This is a genomic window from Sulfitobacter sp. (assembly GCF_036961165.1).
Lineage (GTDB): Bacteria > Pseudomonadota > Alphaproteobacteria > Rhodobacterales > Rhodobacteraceae > Sulfitobacter.
In genome coordinates, this window is sequence record NZ_JBALVJ010000059.1 from 1 (window position 1) to 21,783 (window position 21,783).

Annotated in this window: 17 protein-coding genes; 8 read left to right on the plus strand and 9 right to left on the minus strand. The window is 57.8% G+C overall.

What is annotated here, in order from left to right; all coding sequences use genetic code 11:
- Positions 1-214: 214 nt before the first annotated feature.
- Genes ugpC through ugpB form a run of 4 tightly spaced genes read right to left on the minus strand, consistent with a single transcriptional unit; the run spans position 215 to position 4,383 of the window.
- A complete protein-coding gene (gene ugpC, locus V7730_RS17820; protein WP_335748941.1) occupies positions 215-1,270 on the minus strand; it encodes a sn-glycerol-3-phosphate ABC transporter ATP-binding protein UgpC in 1,056 nt (351 codons plus the stop codon).
- 3 nt (positions 1,271-1,273) lie between these two features.
- Complete coding sequence (ugpE, locus tag V7730_RS17825; RefSeq protein WP_335748957.1) at positions 1,274-2,110, minus strand: sn-glycerol-3-phosphate ABC transporter permease UgpE; 837 nt, start codon at positions 2,108-2,110, stop codon at positions 1,274-1,276.
- A gap of 20 nt (positions 2,111-2,130) precedes the next feature.
- On the minus strand, positions 2,131-3,012 hold the full coding sequence (ugpA, locus tag V7730_RS17830) for a sn-glycerol-3-phosphate ABC transporter permease UgpA (protein ID WP_335748942.1): 882 nt from the start codon (positions 3,010-3,012) through the stop codon (positions 2,131-2,133).
- Positions 3,013-3,072: 60 nt separating this feature from the next.
- Complete coding sequence (gene ugpB / locus V7730_RS17835; RefSeq protein ID WP_335748943.1) at positions 3,073-4,383, minus strand: sn-glycerol-3-phosphate ABC transporter substrate-binding protein UgpB; 1,311 nt, start codon at positions 4,381-4,383, stop codon at positions 3,073-3,075.
- Positions 4,384-4,562: 179 nt separating this feature from the next.
- Here ugpB and V7730_RS17840 point away from each other — a divergent pair, with 179 nt between their 5' ends.
- The 6 genes from V7730_RS17840 to urtE all read left to right on the plus strand — a co-directional run bounded on the left by V7730_RS17840 (position 4,563) and on the right by urtE (position 11,653).
- Positions 4,563-5,477: a LysR substrate-binding domain-containing protein gene (locus V7730_RS17840; protein ID WP_335748944.1), complete on the plus strand. Its 915-nt coding sequence runs from the start codon at positions 4,563-4,565 to the stop codon at positions 5,475-5,477.
- A 299-nt stretch (positions 5,478-5,776) separates the two neighbouring features.
- Complete coding sequence (urtA, locus tag V7730_RS17845; protein WP_335748945.1) at positions 5,777-7,057, plus strand: urea ABC transporter substrate-binding protein; 1,281 nt, start codon at positions 5,777-5,779, stop codon at positions 7,055-7,057.
- A gap of 65 nt (positions 7,058-7,122) precedes the next feature.
- Complete coding sequence (gene urtB / locus V7730_RS17850) at positions 7,123-9,048, plus strand: urea ABC transporter permease subunit UrtB (RefSeq protein WP_335748946.1); 1,926 nt, start codon at positions 7,123-7,125, stop codon at positions 9,046-9,048.
- Positions 9,049-9,052: 4 nt separating this feature from the next.
- Positions 9,053-10,219 (plus strand): urea ABC transporter permease subunit UrtC, encoded by a 1,167-nt coding sequence (urtC, locus tag V7730_RS17855; protein ID WP_335748947.1) that lies wholly within the window; start codon positions 9,053-9,055, stop codon positions 10,217-10,219.
- Positions 10,216-10,965: an urea ABC transporter ATP-binding protein UrtD gene (urtD, locus tag V7730_RS17860; RefSeq protein WP_335748948.1), complete on the plus strand. Its 750-nt coding sequence runs from the start codon at positions 10,216-10,218 to the stop codon at positions 10,963-10,965. The genes urtC and urtD overlap by 4 nt, the downstream gene beginning before the upstream one ends.
- Positions 10,958-11,653 carry an urea ABC transporter ATP-binding subunit UrtE gene (gene urtE / locus V7730_RS17865; RefSeq protein WP_335748949.1) on the plus strand — a complete coding sequence of 232 codons (696 nt, stop codon included), beginning with the start codon at positions 10,958-10,960 and terminating at the stop codon, positions 11,651-11,653. Before urtD ends, urtE begins: the two co-directional genes overlap by 8 nt.
- Before the next feature lie 12 nt (positions 11,654-11,665).
- Here the strand turns inward: urtE and V7730_RS17870 are convergent, their stop codons facing one another.
- From V7730_RS17870 to modA, 5 genes are all read right to left on the minus strand, one after another.
- Entirely contained in the window at positions 11,666-12,838 is a 1,173-nt protein-coding gene (locus V7730_RS17870; protein WP_335748950.1) for a mandelate racemase/muconate lactonizing enzyme family protein, read from the minus strand.
- Positions 12,835-14,448, minus strand: coding sequence for a GMC family oxidoreductase (locus V7730_RS17875; protein WP_335748951.1), 1,614 nt, complete (start codon positions 14,446-14,448; stop codon positions 12,835-12,837). The genes V7730_RS17870 and V7730_RS17875 overlap by 4 nt, the downstream gene beginning before the upstream one ends.
- A gap of 112 nt (positions 14,449-14,560) precedes the next feature.
- Complete coding sequence (gene modC / locus V7730_RS17880; RefSeq protein ID WP_335748952.1) at positions 14,561-15,664, minus strand: molybdenum ABC transporter ATP-binding protein; 1,104 nt, start codon at positions 15,662-15,664, stop codon at positions 14,561-14,563.
- Positions 15,661-16,329, minus strand: a complete 669-nt coding sequence (modB, locus tag V7730_RS17885) for a molybdate ABC transporter permease subunit (protein WP_335748953.1) — start codon at positions 16,327-16,329, stop codon at positions 15,661-15,663. The genes modC and modB overlap by 4 nt, the downstream gene beginning before the upstream one ends.
- 3 nt (positions 16,330-16,332) lie before the next feature.
- A complete protein-coding gene (gene modA, locus V7730_RS17890; RefSeq protein WP_335748954.1) occupies positions 16,333-17,115 on the minus strand; it encodes a molybdate ABC transporter substrate-binding protein in 783 nt (260 codons plus the stop codon).
- A 441-nt stretch (positions 17,116-17,556) separates the two neighbouring features.
- Here modA and V7730_RS17895 point away from each other — a divergent pair, with 441 nt between their 5' ends.
- The gene (locus V7730_RS17895; protein WP_335748955.1) at positions 17,557-19,083 is read left to right on the plus strand and encodes a fused MFS/spermidine synthase; all 1,527 of its coding nucleotides are present in this window, start codon (positions 17,557-17,559) and stop codon (positions 19,081-19,083) included.
- A gap of 385 nt (positions 19,084-19,468) precedes the next feature.
- Positions 19,469-21,736: a choice-of-anchor L domain-containing protein gene (locus V7730_RS17900; protein ID WP_335748956.1), complete on the plus strand. Its 2,268-nt coding sequence runs from the start codon at positions 19,469-19,471 to the stop codon at positions 21,734-21,736.
- Positions 21,737-21,783: the final 47 nt, after the last annotated feature.

Sequence of the window (21,783 nt, forward strand, 5' to 3'; positions counted from 1 at the left end):
CACTCCATCTTTGGCTAAAGACTAAAGTGTTGCGTCGACCCGTTAAAATCGCCGCTAAGAGCCGACGCTAGACATCGTATGGTGTTTTGCAAAACTGACCGGGAATGTCCTCCTGAAGATTGCCAACACGGAATTTGAGCGTCCCTCAAATCGTAAGGCCCGCACAGCCGTTGCAACTGTGCGGGCCATTGTGCGTATGGAAGAAGCCGTTGCGCTAGGCAGTGCGTCGGAGTCCTGTCGATACATCAAAAAGATGCGCCTTGCCGGTCTGGATGCGGAACCGCAGGTCGTGGCGGTTGTCAGCCATCAGGTGGACCCCTTGCTGGCTCACGGTAAAGCTTTGATCCGTGCCGGTGACATGACCATGCAGCAGGGTGTTTGCGCCCAACGGCTCTGACATCTGTACGGTCACCGAAAGGGGGGCTGTATCGTCACGCTCAAGGTGTTCTGGCCGCACGCCCAGCTTTACAGGGCCATCCGCGCCAATCGCATCGGTCACGGGCCGGTCGTTTAGCATGACCTTGCCGCCCTGCACTCGGGCATCAATGATATTCATCGCAGGGCTGCCGATGAACTGCGCCGCGAACAGGGTGCGGGGGGTCTCGTAGACCTCAAGCGGTGTCCCGATCTGTTCGGCTACACCTGCGTTCATCACGATCATGCGGTCAGCCATTGTCATCGCTTCGACCTGATCGTGGGTCACGTAAAGTGAGGTGACGGCCAGCTTTGATTGCAGCTCTTTGATCTCAAGGCGCATCTGCACCCGCAGCTTCGCATCTAGGTTCGAGAGCGGCTCGTCAAACAGGAACACGGCCGGTTCGCGCACAATCGCACGACCCATGGCCACACGCTGCCGCTGCCCGCCCGAAAGCTCCCTTGGCTTGCGGTCAAGCAGCGCTTCGAGCTGTAGCAGGCGCGCGGCTTCGTTCACCTTGGCGTCGATCTGATCCTTGGGCAGCTTCGCGACCTTGAGGCCGTATCCCATGTTCTGTCGCACCGACATATGCGGATAAAGCGCGTAGTTCTGGAATACCATCGCGATGTCACGGTCCATTGGCTCCTTGTCATTGGCACGTTCTCCGCCGATCAGAATATCGCCCGAACTGATGGTCTCAAGCCCCGCAACCATGCGCAGCAGTGTGGACTTGCCGCAGCCAGAGGGGCCGACGATAACGATAAACTCGCCCTCGGCAATTTCGGTACTGATCCCGTGGATCACATCCGTTTTGCCAAAGCTTTTCTTGATGTCTTTGAGGGTAACGGTTGCCATGTACTATTTCTCGCTATCAACAAGGCCGCGAATGAACAGGCGCTGCATGCTCACTACGACAATAACAGGGGGGATCATTGCAAGGATCGACGTTGCCATGATCACAGGCCACTCAGCCACGTCATCGCCCGACGGGAACATCTGTTTGATGCCCATCACGATGGTGTTCATTTCGGGGTCTGTGGTGATCAGCAGGGGCCAGAGGTACTGGTTCCAGCCATAGATAAACAGGATCACGAACAGGGCGGCGATGTTGGTGCGGCTCATGGGCAGGACGATGTCCCAGAAGAACCGCATCGCACCGGCGCCGTCCACACGCGCGGCCTCGGCCAGTTCATCAGGGATGGTCAGGAAGAACTGGCGGAACAGGAACGTCGCTGTGGCAGAGGCGATCAGCGGAAAGATTAGCCCGCTGTAGCTGTTGAGCATGCCAAAGCCCGCGACAACCTCATAGGTCGGCACGATGCGTACCTCGACCGGTAGCATCAGCGTCAGGAAGATCATCCAGAAGAACATGTTCCGCCCTGGAAAACGGAAGTAGACGATGGCGAAAGCGGACAGCAGCGAGATCACAATCTTGCCGATGGCAATCCCCATCGCCATCACAAGGCTGTTGAACAGCATCGTTGCCACCGGCACGTTCACACCGGAGAACAGCGCCTTGGTGTAGTTTTCAACGAACTGGTCACCCGGCCACAGCGGCATTGGCGGCTTGACGATTTCGGGCTGCGTCACAGTCGACGCAACAAAGGCGAGCCAGATCGGGAAGGAAATCACCAGAACGCCGAAGATCATGAATACGTGGGTCAGCCACAGGCCGACCCCGCGCTTTTCGACCATGCCATGGATTTCACGGGCCATCAGTAATGCACCCTTTTTTCTATAAATTTAAACTGGATGATGGTCAGTAGGCCAACAACGAAAAGCAGGATCACCGATTGGGCCGATGAGGCGCCAAGATCCTGACCGACAAAGCCGTCAGAGAACACCTTATAAACGAGGATGGTCGTCGATTGTTGCGGGCCGCCCGCCGTGATCGTGTGGATGACGCCGAAGGTCTCAAAGAACGCGTAGACCACATTGACCACCAACAAGAAGAACGTTGTGGGAGAGAGCAGCGGCAAGACAATCGTCCAGAACCGCCGCCAGAACCGCGCGCCGTCAATCGCCGCCGCCTCGATTACCGATTTGGGGACGGCTTGTAAGGCTGCGAAAAAGAACAAGAAGTTATAACTGATGCGCCCCCAAGCTGAGGCGACGACAACAAGGCCCATCGCTTCGCTGCCGTTGAGCACGTGATTCCAATCATAGCCAAGCTGGCCAAGGTACCATGACACCACGCCCACACGGGTATTGAACATGAACAGCCACAGCACGCCCGCAATTGCTGGGGCCACCGCATAGGGCCAGATCAGCATTGTGCGGTACGCGCCGGAGCCCTTGATCAGCCGATCCGCCAGCACCGCCAGAAACAGTGCGGGGACCATGGAACACAAGGTAACAAGGATCGAAAAGATCGCCGTGGTCACAAAAGACGCGCGGTAGTATTTGTCGCCCAGCAGATATTCGAAATTGCCCAAGCCCACGTACTGTGAGGATAGGCCAAAGGGATCAGGGATGAACAGCGATTGCCAGATTGCCTGACCCGCCGGATAGAAAAAGAATACCGCAGAGACCAAGACTTGCGGTGCGATCAGCAGCGCAGGCAGTAGCCATCCGCGAAAGATAACGCGTTTTTCCATCAATATGCCCCAAGAAATGAAAAGCAGGCCCGCAGTGGGGCCTGCTTTTGGTCGTGTTAGTTAGCGATTTGCAGCTTCAAAGCGGCGGAGCAAGGCATCGCCACGCTCTTTCGCGCTGTCCATAGCTTCCTGAGCGGATTTGTCACCTGCCCAGATAGCTTCCAGTTCTTCGTCGATGATCCCGCGGATCTGGTCGAAGGACCCTAGACGCAGACCTTTGGAGTTCGCTGTTGGCTCGTTTGCTGTCATCTGGATTACAGCCACATCGGTGCCGGGGTTTTCGTCATAGAAGCCGGAAGCGCGGGTGGCTTCGCCCGCAGCCGTTGTAATCGGCAGATAGCCGGTGTCCTGGTGCCATTTAGCCTGAACATCGGAGGAGGACAGATAGCTCAGGAATTCGCCCACGCCTTTGTACTCTTCAGTTTCATGGCCTTCCATAACCCACAGGGACGCGCCGCCGATGATGGTGTTCTGGGGGCTGTTGCCGACGCCTTCCCAGTAAGGCAGAGGACGCACGTCAAATTCAAACTCTGCTTCGGACTTGATGCCCGCATAGCCAGCCGAGCTTTCGGTGAAGAGCGCACATTCGCCGGAGCGGAAGTTCGCGCCGCCTTCATTGCGGCGGCCAGTGTAGATGAACTTGCCGTCCTTGGCCCACTCACCCATCGCTGTCAGGTGCGCGACCTGTGCTTCGCCGTTCAACATCAGCTCGGTATCGGTACCGGCAAAGCCGTTGTCTTTGGAAGCGAAAGGCACGTCGTGGTAGGCAGACAGGTTCTCAAGGTGGATCCAGCTTTGCCATGCGGTGACCAGCGGGCATTCTTCGCCGCCGGCTTTGAGCGCGTCCAGCGTTTCGCGGACCTTCTGCCATGTGGACAGATCGGTGTCCGGATCAACGCCTGCAGCTTGCATTGCATCGCGGTTCACCCAAAGCACAGGTGTGGAAGAGTTGAAGGGCAGGGACAGCATGTCGCCGTCTGTGGACGTATAGTAGCCTTTGACCGCGCCGATATAGGCGCTCTGGTCAAACTCGGCACCGCTTTCAGCCATCACTTCATACACAGGGCGGACAGCGCCTTTGGCGGCCATCATCGTGGCTGTGCCAACTTCGAACACCATCAGGAGGTGGGGCTGTTCACCTGCGCGGAACGCAGCGATACCGGCGTTAAGTGTTTCGGAATAGTTGCCTTTGTGGCTTTGCACGACAACATAATCGCTTTGGCTGGCGTTGAATTCTTCAACCTGTGTCGCGACCAGTTCGCCCAGACGGCCTGTAAAGGCGTGCCAGAACTGCACCTCGGTCTGGGCCATCGCTGCGATGGGTGACAGAATTGTGGATACGGCAAGTGCGCCGATTAATGATTTCTTCATAGTTCCTCCCTTTCACCATAATGGTGACGTGTCATGAGATGCTTTGAGTCACTGACTTGCATCGGCTTTTCTACTTCGAAACGATACACTGGCTCTGCTATAATTCAAGACCACAAAATTTTGAAAAAAAATAACACCATGCTATGGGTGCGGTGTTCTTCATAAAAGGTCTTTTCATCGTGAAACAGATTCCGCGTTTGCGTCAGCTCGAGGCCCTTATGGCCGCAGTTCGTTACGGTTCTGTGACACGTGCCGCAAAAGATTTGGGCATCAGCCAGCCCGCCACCAGCAGGCTTTTGTCTGACCTTGCACAGTTCTTCGGGTTTGCCTTGTTCGACCGCCGTGAAGGGCAGCTGGTGCCGACGCAAGAGGTACGGTTCTTGCAGCCCGACATCCAGCGGGTGTTAGAGTTGATGGAGCAAATCGGTGAGGCTAGCCAAAGCATCACAGAGCGCAAGGCAGGCCATATCCGAATTACCTGTCTGCCAGGCTTTGCCACAAGCCACCTGCCGATAGTGGTCGCGCATTTTCTGAAGGAGCGTCCCAACCTGAGTATCACCATCGAACCCGACCGCCCCGAACGCATCCTTGAGTGGATCATAGGAGAGCAGTTCGATTTCGGGATTACGGACAACTTTGAAGGGCATCCGGCTGTGCAGAGCACAGATATCGATGTGCGCACCGTTTGCATTTTTCCAACTGGACACCGCCTGCAAGCGTGCAAGGTTGTGACCCCAGCCGATCTGGATGGTGAACGGATCATCCACACCCGCCGCGACAGCGCCTTTTTCAAAAGCCTCTCTGATATATTCACATCCCAAGACTGCCAAATCTCCACGTTGGTCGAAATCCGCCAGTTCACAGCGGCCTGCGCATTAGTTGCGCAGGGTGTAGGCGTAGCAGTAGTGAGCGAGCTGGATGCGGAAAAGATCGCCTCCGAGGCTGTGCAACTGCGCCCTTTCGCGCCAACATTGCCGCACCGGTTGTCGCTGTTGCGGCCTAAACTGATGCGCCCTTCAATGGCGGTGCTGGAATTCATCGAAGCGTTCGAGGCCAGCCTTGATCCTTATCGCGTGCCGCCTGCCAAGGCCTGAAGGGTCTTGTCGCTGATTAAATAGTGAGCGACCAAAGAAATTACTGCCCAATATTTTGGCAAGCATCGTTGCCTGACGGCTCAAGCATCGTGAATCGTGGCGTAGGTTTTCGTGCTGGGTCTAACTGACCCTGCCCACATCGGGCAAAAGTGCCGCGTAGAAGGGCGTCCGGGAAGACTTCTCCCTCTACGCGACGGCAACAACACTGCTGCGTACTCTGGCTACACTGTTCAGGTCGCTTTTGGGAAGTGCTTTTGGCGCCCCTAAAAGTGTGCGCGGCGACAACAGGGTATAAAATAATGACGTTGAAGCTCTCTTCTCTCTCCCTCGCAGTCCTTTTGGGGACAACTTCGCTTGCTGCTGCCGAATGCGCAGATCCGGTAAAAGTCGGTGTGCTGCATTCGCTTTCCGGCACTATGGCGATTTCCGAGACGACGCTCAAAGACACAATGCTGATGCTCATCGAAAAGCAGAATGCCGCCGGTGGTGTGCTAGGCTGCCAGATTGAGCCTGTCGTCGTTGATCCGGCCTCCGACTGGCCGCTCTTTGCTGAAAAAGCGCGCGAGTTGCTGACCGTGTCCAATGTTGACGTTATCTTTGGCAACTGGACCTCCGTTTCACGCAAATCCGTGCTGCCAGTGATCGAGGAACTGAACGGTCTGCTGTTCTATCCGGTGCAATACGAGGGTGAGGAAAGCTCCAAAAACGTGTTCTACACAGGTGCTGCCCCGAACCAGCAGGCGATCCCGGCGGTGAACTACTTCCTTGAAGAACTGGGCGTGGAGAAATTTGCACTGCTGGGCACTGACTATGTCTACCCGCGTACAACAAACAATATTCTTGAGCAGTACCTGCAGGATAAGGGTATCGCCAAGGAAGACATCTTTGTAAACTATACGCCGTTCGGCCATTCCGACTGGGCGACCATCGTTGGTGACGTTGTGGCGCTGGGCGCGGACGGCAAACAGGTGGGCGTGATCTCGACCATCAACGGCGACGCCAACATCGGCTTCTACAAAGAACTTGCAGCAGCAGATATCTCGGCTGATGACATCCCCGTGGTGGCGTTCTCTGTCGGTGAAGAAGAGCTTTCGGGTCTGGATACCTCCAACCTTGTCGGCCACCTTGCGGCGTGGAATTACTTCCAGTCCGCCGACACACCTGCCAACGCCGAGTTCATCAAGGAATGGAAAACATTCGCTGGCGAAGACCGCGTGACCAACGACCCGATGGAGGCCCATTACATCGGCTTTAACATGTGGGTGAACGCGGTTGAGGCGGCAGGAACCACCGATGTGGATGCCGTTCGCACTGCGATGTACGGGCAGGAATTCCCGAACCTCACAGGTGGCACGGCCGTTATGCTGCCGAACCACCACTTGGCCAAGCCGGTCCTGATCGGTGAGATCACAGCCGAGGGTCAGTTCGACATCATCTCCCAGACGGCTGAGGTGCCGGGTGATGCGTGGACAGACTTCTTGCCTGCTTCAAAGGTCCTCACCTCCGATTGGAAAGACCTCGGTTGTGGCATGTACAACACCGAAACCAAGACCTGCGTGCAGTTGACTTCCAACTACTAAAATACGCCGCGCGGGGCCTGAGCCTTTGGGCCCCGCGCATCCCTAAATACCGAAAGTTCCGCCCTATGCGCCCCCTCATTCTGGCCCTTGCCTTTTGCTTCGCCACTGTGGCTAGCGCGCAGGCCCAAGACCTGCAAAAAATCCTACAAACCCACGCCGACGAGCTGTCCAAACCATCGCGCAATTCAGTAAGTGTTGTGCTGGACGATCTGGTTGCCTCCGGTTTGCCGCAGGTCACCACGTTTCTGGAACAGTGGTCGGACAAGAATGTTTGGCGCCGCGATGATGGTATGTTTTTCATCGCGCGCGAGAAGGGAGATGATCTGTCCCTGCGCGATGTCGATACAAGGGCAGAAAGTACCGAAGCGAAGGACGGATTCACCCAACTCAAACCGAACGGCGGCGTGCGCCGTGTGATCGGCACCGCCCTCGTGCAATTCCAGTTAAGCGATCCCGATCTAGCGCGGCGCGAAACGGCAGTCGCCTCTATCGCGCGCAGGCCCGAGGCTGACCAGCTTGGCCCGCTTCTGGCCTCGGTCGAGAGCGAGACAGACAGCGCGTTGAAAGCCCGCAAGGTGCAATTGGCCAACCTGCTACAGGCGATTTTTGGCGATAACCCGCAAGACAGGATCGCTGCGATCAATAGCCTGTCCAAAGATACCAGCGTTGAAGCCCGCGCCGTGCTGAACCAGATACTGAGCGTTAAAACCGGCGTGGCAATGACCGCGCCCGAGGGCAATATTGCCCGCCTCATTGACCCTTTAGAGACGCCGGATGCTTCCTATGCGGAGCTTGTCGCCGCAGGCCTCGCACCGATGCGCACGTCGCCGGAGACCATCCGTGCAGCGCTTGAGGCCAATATACAAGGGGCGCGCGTGGGGGATGTGCCAGTGGCGCAGCTCGGCACTGATGAGGCACGCAACGCTGCCTATGCGAAACTGGCTGAATCCGGACTGGTCCCGCCGCTTGTTACCGCCGCAGACTGCGACGCCGCTTTGGCAGCGCATGTATTCTACGCCAAATATGACGAAGCCGACCCGCAAATCACCGACGCAGCTGAGGCCGCATTGTCATCCGTTGAGGTGCGGGTGGGTTGGGCGCAGTCGGTTGATCTGGCGCTGGACGGGCTATCGCTCGCCTCAATCTATTTCCTTGCTGCAATCGGGCTTGCCATCACCTTTGGCGTGATGGGAGTGATCAACATGGCCCATGGGGAATTCATTATGATGGGCGCTTACACTGGCTATGTCGTGCAGCTGTTCGTGCCCGATTACACGCTGTCGATCATCATCGCTCTACCGTTGGCCTTTGCCATCACCTTCGGGGCAGGCGTGGCGATGGAGCGTTTGGTGATCCGCCACCTCTATCACCGCCCGCTAGAAACTTTGCTGGCCACTTTCGGCATTTCAATTGCCTTGCAGCAGTTGGCCAAGAACATATTTGGCACGCAGGCACGCCCGCTGACGTCGCCCGAATGGCTGGACGGGGCGCTGGTGTTTTCTGACGTGATCCAGATCAGCTATATCCGCATTGCGATCTTTGTGCTGGCTGGAATTTTTCTGGCGCTGATCCTGTTTGTGCTCAAACGCACGCGGCTGGGTCTGGAAGTACGTGCGGTCACGCAAAACCCCGGCATGGCGGCAAGCATGGGCATCAACCCCGACCGGATCAATATGATGACCTTCGGCCTAGGCTCTGGCATCGCGGGCATCGCAGGCGTGGCCATCGGGCTCTATGCCAAAGTCACGTCCGAGATGGGCGCGGACTACATCGTGCAAAGCTTCATGACCGTGGTTGTTGGCGGAGTTGGAAACGTCTGGGGCACGCTGGCGGGGGCGTCGATGATCGGCTTTTTGCAAAAGGGGATTGAGTGGCTCAACCCCTCCAACACATTGGCGGCGCAGACCTATATGATCTTGTTCATTATCCTGTTTATCCAGTTCCGGCCAAAGGGCATTGTCGCCCTCAAAGGTCGCGCGGCGGCGGATTGATCCCATGAAAAATACCTTTATCGCGGAAAACCCGTCCGTCCTATGGTTCCTAGCGGCCCTTAGTATCTTCAGCCTTGGTGTGGCGATGCTGTCAGAGGTGACGGGCATTGGTCTGATCTCGACCTCCTTTGTGAAAGTGTTGGGCAAGACCCTGTGCCTGTGTCTGGTTGCCATCGCGATGGACGTGGTCTGGGGCTATTGCGGGATCCTTAGCCTTGGACATTTCGCCTTCTTCGGGATCGGCGGCTATGCCATCGGCATGTGGCTAATGTATGCGCGCACCGAAGGGATCGTGCTCGACAATCTCGCCACGCAGACCATTCCAGCCACGCCGCAAGAAATCTCTGACGCCATCGGTAACCAAATTTTCGGATTGGTCGGCAGTGCGGATTTCCCCCTGATCTGGAGCTTTGCCGACAGCCTGTTTTTGCAACTTACCATGGTCGTCGTTGTCCCTGGTCTTTTGGCGCTAGTGTTTGGATGGCTGGCGTTTCGTAGCCGCGTTACAGGCGTTTACCTGTCCATCCTGACCCAAGCGATGACGCTGGCACTTTCGCTTTACCTCTTCCAGAATGATAGCGGGCTGCGCGGCAACAACGGCCTGTCCGGCCTCCAAAACATCCCCGGTTTTGAGGACACGCCGCAGGCCGCCATATCGATCGTGTTCTTCCTTACCTCGGCGGCGGCGCTGGCGGTGGGCTATGTGTTCTTCGCATGGGTCGTCTCGGGCAAGATGGGCAGTGTCGTGAAAGGCATCCGCGACAACGAGGCGCGCGTGCGCTTTCTTGGCTATCATGTCGAAAGCTACAAGCTATTCATCTTCACCATCACGGCCATAGTAGCAGGCATCGCCGGCGCGCTTTACTACCCGCAAGCAGGCATTATCAACCCCGGTGAAATCGCGCCCATTGCGTCAATCTACCTTGCTGTCTGGGTTGCGATTGGCGGGCGCGGGCGGCTTTACGGGGCTGTGATCGGCGCGGCATTCGTGTCGCTTCTGTCGAGCTGGTTCACCGGCGGTGGCGCCCCCAACATCAACTTGGGCTTTTACACGGTCCAATGGACCGATTGGTGGCTGGTCTTGCTTGGCTTCAGCTTCGTCGCTGTCACCTTGTTCTTCCCGAAGGGCATCGGTGGATTGTTTGATTATCTGGTGAGGAAACCGCAATGAGCATGCTGCTTGAAGTCTCGGGCGTGAGCGTCAGCTTTGACGGGTTTCGTGCGATCAACAACCTGTCGATTAACTTTGCCGCCGCCGAATTGCGCGCCATCATCGGGCCAAATGGGGCGGGCAAGACCACGTTCATGGATATCGTTACCGGCAAGACCAAAGCCGATGAAGGCACTGTGATTTGGGGGGAGCGCAACATCTCTCTGCTTGGCATGTCCGAAAGCCAGATCGCACGGGAAGGGATCGGCCGAAAGTTCCAGAAACCCACCGTGTTCGAAGAACAGACCGTGCGGCAGAACCTTGCGATGGCGTTGAAAAACCCGCGCGGGCCTTTTGCTGTGCTGATGCACAAAAAGACCGCCAAGAACGCCGCAAGGATCGAGGAAGTCGCCGAGGAGATCGGCCTGAGCGATAGCCTCACTCGCCGCGCGGGCGAGTTAAGCCATGGTCAAAAGCAATGGTTGGAGATCGGCATGTTGTTGGCGCAGGAACCGCGCTTGTTGCTGGTCGACGAACCCGCGGCAGGCATGACGGTGGAGGAACGCGAAAAGACCACCGACATCCTGCGCCGTGCTGCGCAAACGCGCGCTGTGGTGGTGGTGGAACATGATATGGAGTTCGTCCGGCGCCTTGATTGTAAAGTCACTGTGCTGCACGAAGGTTCTGTTCTGGCTGAAGGTAACCTTGACCACGTCACCTCGAACCCACGTGTGATCGAAGTCTATCTGGGGCGTGCAAATGCTTGATGTTCAAAACCTCGACCTGAAATACGGGCAGAGCCAAATCCTGTTCGATATCTCCCTGACCGCAGCCAAAGGCCGCATCACCACGGTGATCGGCAACAACGGTGTGGGCAAAACCAGCCTTCTTAAGGCCATTGCCGGACGGCATCCGGTGGCAGGCGGCACGGTCAGCGTGGACGGCGCGGCAATCAAGCTGTCCTCGGCTGTGGACGCAGCACGTGCGGGCATCGCCTATGTTCCGCAAGGACGTGAGGTTTTCCCGATGATGAGCGTGTTGGAAAACCTCGAGACAGGTTTCGCCTGCCTACCAAAGTCCGATCACGTCATTCCCGACACGATATTCGCATTGTTCCCCGTCCTGCAAGAGATGAAGGCGCGGCGCGGCGGCGATCTGTCAGGCGGCCAACAGCAGCAGCTTGCCATCGCCCGCGCCCTGATCACCCGCCCGCGTGTGTTGCTGCTGGATGAACCAACCGAGGGCATCCAGCCCAACGTGATCCAGCAAATCGGGGACGCCTTGCAGCTTTTGCGTGCGCAGGGAGACATGGCGATTGTACTGGTTGAGCAGAACGCCAACTTTGCCTTTCAGCAGGGCGACAGCTTTGTCGTAATGGAGCGCGGCATGATCAAGCGTAAAGCCGACAAAGCCAACTATTCAAAAGCCGTACTGAAAGACGATTTAGCCCTGTAGGTCCCGCACGAACTAGGGGCTCTCGCTGCATTTGTAGTTTGATCGTGCAAGCCATTCGGGATTGATCTCGATCCCCCAACCGGGCGCTTCGGCTACCTGAACTTTGCCGTCCTTCACGGTGTAAGGGTCAGTGCGGAAAAGATCGCGTTGCCACGGATAATAGTCATCCCCTTCGATGGAGAACTCCAGATAGCGGCCTGCGTTTGGCATCGCGCGCATCAAGTGCATGGTGAAAAGCGTCACCAATGACAGATTGGCGCAATGGGGCGTGCAGGGTAGATCTGCGGCTTGACCCATGCGTGCCAGCTCCATGCTGCGCGCCATGCCGCCCAGATAGAGGATATCAGGCTGAATAATATCCACGGCACGCATAGCGATGATGCGCTTCCATTGTTGCAAGTCATAGTCCTGCTCGCCGCCCGCAACATCCATCGTCAGGGTGCGGGTGACTTCGGCGGTTTGCTCCAGCTCCCAATAGGGGCAGGGCTCTTCGAAATGCTCGTAGCCTTGATCCTCCAGCATCTTACCCACTTCAATGGCGCGGGTGGCGCTGAAGCCAGAGTTGCCATCAACCAGCAGCGCGGTATCTGGCCCAAGGGCGGTGCGGATGGTCGGGATGATCTCTTCCGTGCGGCCGGGCCATTCGTCGCGGTCCTGTCCGCATTCCGACCCGACGCGGACCTTGAACGCGTCAAAGCCGCTGGTGTCAAGCAGCCTGATCAACCGCTCAGCTTCCTGCTGCGGGGTGATATCGCGCCGCATGGATGAGGCATAGGCCCGCAATGGCCCTGCTGAGCCACCCAGCAGCGCCGCTACCGGCTTACCCGCCACCTTTCCGCGCCAGTCCCAGACAGCGGTATCAAGCCCCGCCATCGCACGGCGCAGATAGGTGCCCGGATATTTATGCTCCCGCAGCGGGATTTCCGCTAGGACGGCCTCAAGCGCATCCATCCCGCGCCCCAACGCCCAAGGTGCCACCTGACGATGCAGGATTTCGCAGGTCAGATCACTGTTGTAGGTCGATACCTGACCCCAGCCTGTGCTGCCGTCCTCGGCCGTGACGCGGACAAAACCGATAAGCGGGGTGCAAAACGTCTCGATCTTTGTGGTGCGCAGGCCGGTGTCATTGGCGCCGAGATCGTAGCTGACCGGCACAGCGCCGGAAGCGGAGTAGGGTGTGCTCATGAGGCGTCCTCCAGTATGAGATCCGATGCGCGATGCGCCAGCATCATAGTTGGCGCGTTGGTATTGCCAGACGTAATGTTGGGGAAGACAGAGGCATCGACCACCCTCAGTCCGTCGATCCCATGCACGCGCAAGCGAGGGCTTACAACTGAAGTGGTCGCATCTTGCCCCATGCGGCACGTGCCAACGGGATGAAACACGGTGCCGCTACGCTTGCGGAAATCGGCAAGGATATCATCGGGTGTCAGGTGATATAGGTCCGGCTTCATGGGGCTTTTTACAAGCTCCTTAAGCGCGGCAGTGTTCATCAACTGCTGACACAACTGACCGCCCGCCATGACCTGCGCGCGGTCTTCCTCAGTGGCGAGTGAGTTGGGCCGGATGAGCGGCGGCGCGTCCGGATCATTCGCGCTGATATCGATGCGCCCGCAGCTGGTGGGGCGTGATGGTTGAAAGCTGATGATGAACCCCGCAAAGGGGTCGGGCTGCACCACGCTGCGCTTGTCGCTCGGCGTGGTAGTATAGCTGACGGGGTTGAAATAAAGCTGCTGGTCTGGATGCGTAAGCGTCGGGTCAGAGCGGAAATAGCCACCGCACTGGTTCACCGACAAGGCCAGCGGCCCGCGCCGCTTCAGCGCGTATTGCAGGGCAGCAAGGACCTTGCCATGAAACGGGCGCAGCGCATTATTAAGTGTCGGCTCAGTGGCGCGGAAATAGTAGTTGATACCAAGGTGGTCTTGTAGATTGCTGCCCACATGCGGCACGTCCAGCACTGGCGATATGCCGTGTTTGTTCAGTGTCTGTGCAGGTCCGATCCCTGATAGCTGCAAGATACGCGGAGAGGTGACCGTTCCTGCGGACAAGATGATCTCGCGCCCCGCGCGAAGGGTTAACGTCTTGCCTTTATGGCGCAGTTGAACACCTGTCGCGCGGCGTCCTTCAAACACGATCCGCTCAACCATGGCCCCGGTCATCAGGGTCACATTGGGCCGCTTAAGCGCGGGTTTTAAATAAGCGCGCGCGGAATGCATCCGACGACCGCCGCTGGTGTTGATCCGGTAGGCGGCGGCGCCCTCATTCTGCGCCCCGTTGATATCAGTCGTTTGTGGCAGGCCAAGCTCTTTGGCAGCGGCAAAGAAGTGGCGGTTTACCTTGTGGATCTGGTCCGAGACATCCTGAACATGCAACGGTCCGCTGCCTGTGCGACTGCCATCAGCGCCAACTTGGGTTTCCATCGCGTCGTACGTCTCGCGCACTGCTGTCCAATCCCATCCGGTGGCACCCGCGGCGGCCCAGTCATCAAAATCATGCGGCAAACCGCGTGCGTAGACCAATGCGTTTATCGCGCCCGATCCGCCAACGACCTTGCCGCGCGGCCAATAGCCGGTGCGCCCATCGAGCGCCTCTTCGGGTTCAGACTGGTATTTCCAGTTCACAGCCGGATCGAAGTAGGTTTTGCCATACCCTAGTGGCAGCGCGATCCAGGGCGAGCGTCCGCGCCCGCCGGCCTCAAGCACGAGCACCTTGTGGCGGCCAGATGCGCTCAGACGTTCCGCCAGCACACAACCCGCCGATCCCGCGCCAATAATGATGTAGTCATAGTCTGCCATATGTCTGCCTGTGTGCCTTTAGAGTGTCCGGAAAAGCAAACCCGAAAGCTGCGTGGAATTGCCAGAGAAAAGTGACTGCGTCAGCAGGGGGATTTGCAAGAAGGGGCAATGATCAGTTCGGTTGCGGCGTCTGTGTTGCGATTTGGTTGCGAGCGACCGACATCGCCTTGAGGATGACATGCACTTCGTTGCCCACTTCAAGCGCAAGCGCCTGAACCGCGCGGCGGGTGACGCGCGCAAGGATTTGGTCCTCGCCCATGGCAAGCTGCACCATTACGCCGGGACCATCACCGGGGCGGATATCACTGACGATTGCTGGCAGAATGTTTTGCGCTGAAAGTCCGGTTGGCCGCTCGCGCGCTAGGATCACTTCATGGGCCAGAATGCGGACCCTGACACGCGCACCAACGGGCGCGTCAATCCGTGGCAGCCAGATCGGCCCCGTCGCTGTGGCAAGGCGTGTCATACCGTCCGCTTCTTGTTCGGCCACGTGAGCTGACAGCAAAGCAGCGACCTCGCGGATGCCCATGGTGCGCAGGGCATGCGGGTCTGACATGACCTCGGCGGTCGGGCCATGAGCCACGGCGCGCCCATCGCGTATTACAAGCACGCGGTCCGCCAAAAGCTGCGCTTCGTTCATGTCGTGGGTGACAAGGATGGTGGGCATCGACAGATACGCGCGTAAGCCGATGATGCTCGCCTGTAACTGCTCGCGCGTGGCGCGGTCTACCGCCGAGAACGGCTCATCCAGCAAAAGCGCTGCGGGTTGGCGGGCCAGCGCGCGCGCCAAGGCCACACGTTGTTGCTGTCCGCCTGAAAGCTGCGCGGGCTTGCGATCGGCGAGATCATTCAGTTGCACAAGGTCAAGCAATCGCAGCGCCTCTGCCGCGCGCTGGATGGACGGCAGATGGTCAATCGCCGTGGCGATATTCTGCGCCGCCGTCATATGCGGGAAAAGCGCGTAGTTCTGGAACACCATGCCAACGCGCCGCTTGTGTGGCGCCAGATCAAGGCCAGCTTTTGTATCAGTCCAGACCTCGCCATCCACCACAACCCGCAGGGTGTCTGGATGCCACAAGCCTGCAATGCTGCGCAAAAGCGTAGTCTTGCCAGAGCCAGAGGGCCCGACTAGAGCCAACACTTCGCCGGGGGCGACACTGAACGCGACGTCCAGAGGGATCGGACCATTGGCCTTTGCCATCACCTCCAGCGTCATGACAAACGCCGTCCTACGCGGGCGGAGAGCCAGTATGTGAGCGCGATGGTGAACAGTGATATTGCAACCAATGCTGCCGACATCACCGCAGCCCCGTGGGTATCAAAAGCTTGCACGCGGTCATAGATGGCGATGGCAATGGTGCGGGTCTCTCCCGAGATTGAGCCGCCGACCATCAGCACAATCCCGAACTCGCCCAACGTGTGGGCGAAGGTCAGCACCATGGCAGTCATCACGCCGGGCCATGCCAACGGCAGTTCCACCCGCCATAGGCTGCGCAGGGGGGACAGGCCGCAGCAGGCGGCTGCCTCACGGACCTCTGGTGCGATTGCCTCAAATCCGCGCTGGGCGGGCTGGATGGCAAATGGCAGGTTGAAGATAACCGAGGCAAGCACCAGCCCTTCAAACGTAAAGACCAGTTGCTGGCCGAACAGGTCCTGCCACAATGCGCCGACAAATGAATTGCGCCCCAGCGACACCAGTAGATAGAATCCCAGAACAGTGGGCGGCAGAACCAGCGGCAGCATCACCAGCGCTTCGATCAGACCCTTGCCCGCGAACCTGCGATACGCCAACAAGCGCCCCATAAAGATCGACACTGGCAGCAGGATGATAGCAGTCCAGCCGGCCAGTTGCAGTGAGACGAAAAGGGCGGCCCAGTCCACCCGCTATTCCTCCGGCCGCTTAAAACCGTAGGTTTCCATGATGGTGCGGGCCTGCGGGCTGTTCATGAATGTGTAAAACGCCTCGGCCTCAGGTCCGGCGTCCTTGAGCAAGACCATGCGCTGGCGCAGCGGCGCGTGCCAATCGGCAGGGATAAGCGCGTAGGTGCCAAGCGCCGACACTTGCGGCGCAAGGGCCAGAGAATAGGCGATGATCCCGCCTTCGGCGTTGCCGGTCGTTGCAAACTGGGCGGCTTGGCTGACGTTTTCGCCCAGCACCAGCATCGGTTGCAGCGGCTCCCAAAGCTGGCGGTGCTTGAGCGCCTCCATCGCGCGGACGCCGTAGGGGGCATGATCTGGATTGGCGATAGCGAAGCGGGTGATGCGCCTCTGCGCCAATGCATCCGCAAGGCCATTCATCCCGTCATCCACCGAAAGCGCTGAGCCGTGCGGTGCGATCAGCACAATACGACCTTCCGCATAGACGAAGCCATCATCGCGGGTCAGCCTATCCTGCGCCAAATCCAGAACATAGCTTTCGTCTGCTGCCATAAAAACATCGAACGGCGCGCCCTCGCGGATCTGACGCGCGAAGTTCCCGGTTGAGCCAAAGTTCAGCCGCACGGCGTATCCCGTCTGGGCCTCAAAGGTTGCCGCAATTTCGGTCACTGCGAACTGGAGATCAGACGCCGCAGCAATGATCGGGATGTCTGCTGCGCGTACCGGAGCGCTCATAGCCCAGAGGCTTAGCAGGCAGGTGGTTACTGCAGAAAGCAGACGAGCAGTCATGAAGGCTCCTTGGAAATGTATCGCCAAACATATCAGTGACGGGGTGGTTGAAGGTCAATCGTTATTTCTTGTTGGACATATCCCGTAACATGGACCAGAGCTGTTGGACATGCGGCTTCGGCGCGGCGGTATTCGGCCAGCGCGGCGTGGCCTGTATCTGTCAGAGTAGCGCCACCGCCGCAGCGATTGACCCTGTGACCGCAATCCGCTGCAATCATTCGGCCTTAGCGGGCCCGACTATTTCTTCTTCGTCAAAGACGATGCGAATTCGAAGGGCGGGGCGATGTGGGTGTCATTCATCGGACTGCACTCAGACAAATATGGCGCAGGGTTCATGAAAAAATTGGGTCCCTTAGGGACGAGATATTTGGCTGAAAAAACTTGGCTTAAAGCGCAAATCTCTATTGACGGAATTTCGCGGGGCAAGCACCTTCATCCCAAATGGAAAAACAACTCTCCCCCACGCTTATCCCTCTTTGGCTGCTGATATTTCTGCAGGCCGCTATTTCGGCATCCAGTCTTGTGGTTGAGATCGTCGCGGGCCGGATGATAGCACCCTATGTCGGGATGAGCCTGTATACTTGGACCTCCGTCATTGCAGTCGTACTTGCGGGTTTTTCGGTCGGGCATTGGTGGGGGGGACGCATTGCTGCGCGCGACACAGGGCAGGCGCTGCGGAAAACCGCATGGACGATGATCGCCGCCGCGATCTTTACCGCTGGGGCGACGCTGCTGTTGCGCACCTTTGCCGGACCCGTTGTCGAAAGAAATGTGCATCCACTGGTGGCCATTACAGCGTTAAGTATGCTGGCGTTTTTCCTGCCATCTCTGTTTGCGGGTGTTCCTGCACCCGTCCTGACTGTGGCCGCTATGCGCGGCCGCACCCAGTCAGAACGTGCGCTGGGCGCAATGTTTGCCGTCGGCGCAATCGGCGCAATCGTCGGCACCTTGATGGCGGGGTTTGTCTTTGTGCCCTTGCTGGGGTCGGTGACAACCTTGCTGATCATCGCCGCCATTTACGCGCTTGCTGCGCTGATGTGTTTCTGGCTGGGTGGCGGATCGCGGCGCGCGACTATATCGCCACTGATTGGCATAGCGATTGCTTTTCTGATCGGCATAAGCGCGCTGGGCTTGCCTGCAATATGTGATCGCGAAAGCAGTTATTACTGCATCAGAACAGTTGAATTATCGGATGACCCTACTGATCCGGTCCGCCTGATGGTGGTGGATCATCTGGCACACGGCATCAGCGCCAGAGACGCGCCGCGCGTGATGTTCACCCCACACGCGGCGATGCTGGATGCCCTGCCGCGTATGCGGATGGGGCCAGCGGCCTTTACGTCCTTTCACATCGGGGGGGGCTCATACTCGGTCCCCAGAGCATGGGCAGACCGAGGCATCGGCGGAGTCACCATCGCCGAGATCGACCCCGAAGTGACCGCCGCTGCGATCAATGATTTCTGGTTTGATCCCGCGACTGTGACGATCCTTCACAGCGATGCCCGCATGGCTTTACGCCAAAGCGACAAGCAGTTTGATGTGATCGTGGGTGATGCCTTTACCGACATCGCGGTGCCTGAGCACCTTGTGACGCGTGAGTTCTTCAAGCTCGTCTCGGCGCGGCTTGCGCCGGATGGTGTCTATGCGATGAACCTGATTGACAGCGTCGATAGCCTTGCCGCGCTTTCGGCGGTGGTTGCGACCCTGCGTGAGGTCTTTCCCAGCGTCGAAGTCTGGACCGCAGCAGGCCCTCCTCAATCGGGGGAACGGCGAGTGTTTGTCCTGCTTGCAAGCGCGCATGACAGTGCGCTGTCGGCAATAGACGCCCGCGCACCGGACCTGACGCGATTTCAAGTGCTTGCTACAGGCTTTGTGGATAGCATCGTTGAACGGCACGCAGCGCGCATTCTGACGGACGATCATGCGCCGCTAAGCTATTTGATGGGGTTCGATCGGGTCGTCGATTGACCCTGACCGTTTGTCGTTTGGGAGGCTCTCAGGTTGCGCGGGATAGCCCTTCGGTGATGTGTCAAACAGCCGTCTAGCTCTTGCTTGAACGAGGGTGAAACAGCCAAAAGAGCCGCCTTTTTCACAACACATAAGCGGGGCGTGTTTTTTGCAGGTGCTTGCCAGCGGCAAACCAATTGTATCGTTTTTTTGATCTACCATTACATTCAGGTTGATATATGCCGCAATTTACCTACTCTTGCGTGTAAAATACCCTTCTTTCGGCTTGAGCGTGTCTAATTTTAATCAACTTGTAGCCGCGGTAAGCCCCCATTTGACTGCCATCTTCCGACCATGAACGAGTACCTGCCAAAAGTGGCGGGGTGTATGATTGGAAGATTGCTGCATGCCGAACGCAACAGAACTAAATATCAACACCGGCGCTGACGCGATCACGCTTGCCCAGACGATTTTCGGTAATGCTGTGACCGTAACCAACGCAACGCTCACTGGCGCGGCTGGGGCTTCAGCGACCTATACAGGTGCGGACGCCACTTTGGGTGGGATCGCACCTGGTGATAGTGGCGTTATTCTGTCGACTGGGCAGGCGGCCGATTTCACCAATTCCGACGGCACAACCAACACAAACACTACTGAAAGTGGCGCCAGCACCGATAATTTAACAGCCGGCGACACGCAGCTTGATGCTGTCACGGGCCAGTTGACGCAGGACGCTGTTGTTCTAGTGACCACGTTCACGACCACCGGCGACTATATCACGATGCTCTTTACCTTCTCGTCAGAGGAGTATCTGGAATATGTGAACGGCGGTGTGAATGATGCGTTTGGCGTTTGGGTCAATGACATATATGTGCCATTTAGTCCGGTTCCGGGCGGCGTTGTTTCGATTGACACAGTCAACAGCACCACTGCGTCGAACCTGTACCTCGATAACCCGGTTGCTGCGGATACTTATAACACTGAGATGGACGGCACCACGCTTGTGTTGTCGATTAAGGCGCCGGTAAGCTCTACTGGTCCGAATACCTTGCGCATCGCCTTGGCTGATGGCGGGGACGGGCTTTACGACTCCAACGTTCTGATTGCAGCGAACAGCGTCCAGAGTGTTGCGCTTGCCTTTGATGATCAAATCACGATCGAGGCAAATACCGCGACGACTGTTGATGTCCTGGCCAACGATATCGACACCACGGGTGCCGGTCTCACTATCACCGAGATCAACGGCAACGCTGTTGCCGTTGGGCAGACAGTTACCCTGCCAACGGGTGAGAAAATCACGCTCAATGCTGATAACACGCTGACCATCCTGTCAGACAACGATCTTGGTTCAGAGCCGTTTACCTATGCGGTCGTCGATGGGGCGGGCAACGTTGACATCGGGTATGTCATTATCACAACCGAAGCGGATATCCCCCTCAACTACATTGTTGAGGGTACCTCCGGGGACGATATCATTGATATTGGGTATGCTCTTGATCCCCAAGGCGACAGGATCGACGCAAGCGATGCGCTGGACGGGTCCAACGACGACTCTATTCAGGCGGGCGCAGGTAACGATACTGTCCGGTCTGAGACGGGCAATGACACCATCGACGCAGGTATCGGAAATGACAGCGTCGAGGCGGGGCTGGGCGATGACATCGTCATCGCAGGCGATGGGAATGACACGGTCTTTGGTCAGGGCGGCAACGATACGCTGCTAGGCGGCGAAGGGGCCGACATTCTTGACGGCGATGATGGCAACGACAGCCTTGAGGGCGGCGGCGGCAATGACACTCTGATTGGCGATGCTGGCAATGACACGCTGCTGGGCGGCGCTGGCAACGACGAAATCTATGTCTCGACCGGTAACAATTATATCGATGGCGGAGCCAACAACGATCTGATTTTCGGCGGTGATCTGGCTGACACCATTCTTGGTGGCTCCGAGATGGACACCATTGCAGGCGGCAGCGGCGATGACAGCATCGACGGCGGGGCGGATGCCGACAGTCTGAATGGCGACATTGGCAATGATACCCTTCTTGGCGGCACCGGTGATGATACCATTTCGGGCGGTGACGGCGACGACCTGACCGTGCTTGAAAACGGCTTTGGCAATGATCAAGTCTCAGGCGGTGAGACCGGTGAGACAACCGGAGATACGCTGGATCTGAGCGCGGTCACCGATGCGCTGACCATTGATCTGACATCCGCGAACCCCGAAACAGGCAGCGTGTCGGACGGCACCGGCACAGCGACATTCCTGGAGATCGAGAACATCGTGCTGGGCGGTGGCGTGGATACGATTGTCCTTGCTGATGGATCGGGCACCGATAGCGTTTCCGGCTTTGCTGCGCCTACCGTCGACGGTCTTGGCGTCTGGACTGGCGTTGACCAGCTCGACGTGAGCGGTATGAGCGATCTCAGCGGGGCATTGGTGAACACCGATGATGTCACAGTTTCGGACACCGTGGGTGACGGAACAGGCGACGCAATCCTGATCTTCCCGAACGGTGAAAGCATCACGCTGGTCGGCGTATCAGCAAGCACATTTAGCGATCCACTTGCCCTCGAAGCCATTGGTATTCCGCTACCGAACTACATCGTCGAAGGCACAACTGGCGCTGATTTCATTGATGAAACGTATGTCGGCGATCCCGAAGGCGACTGAAGTGGTCCTGCTTTTTAGGACAGTTTTGCGGCTTGGCTAAGATGCAT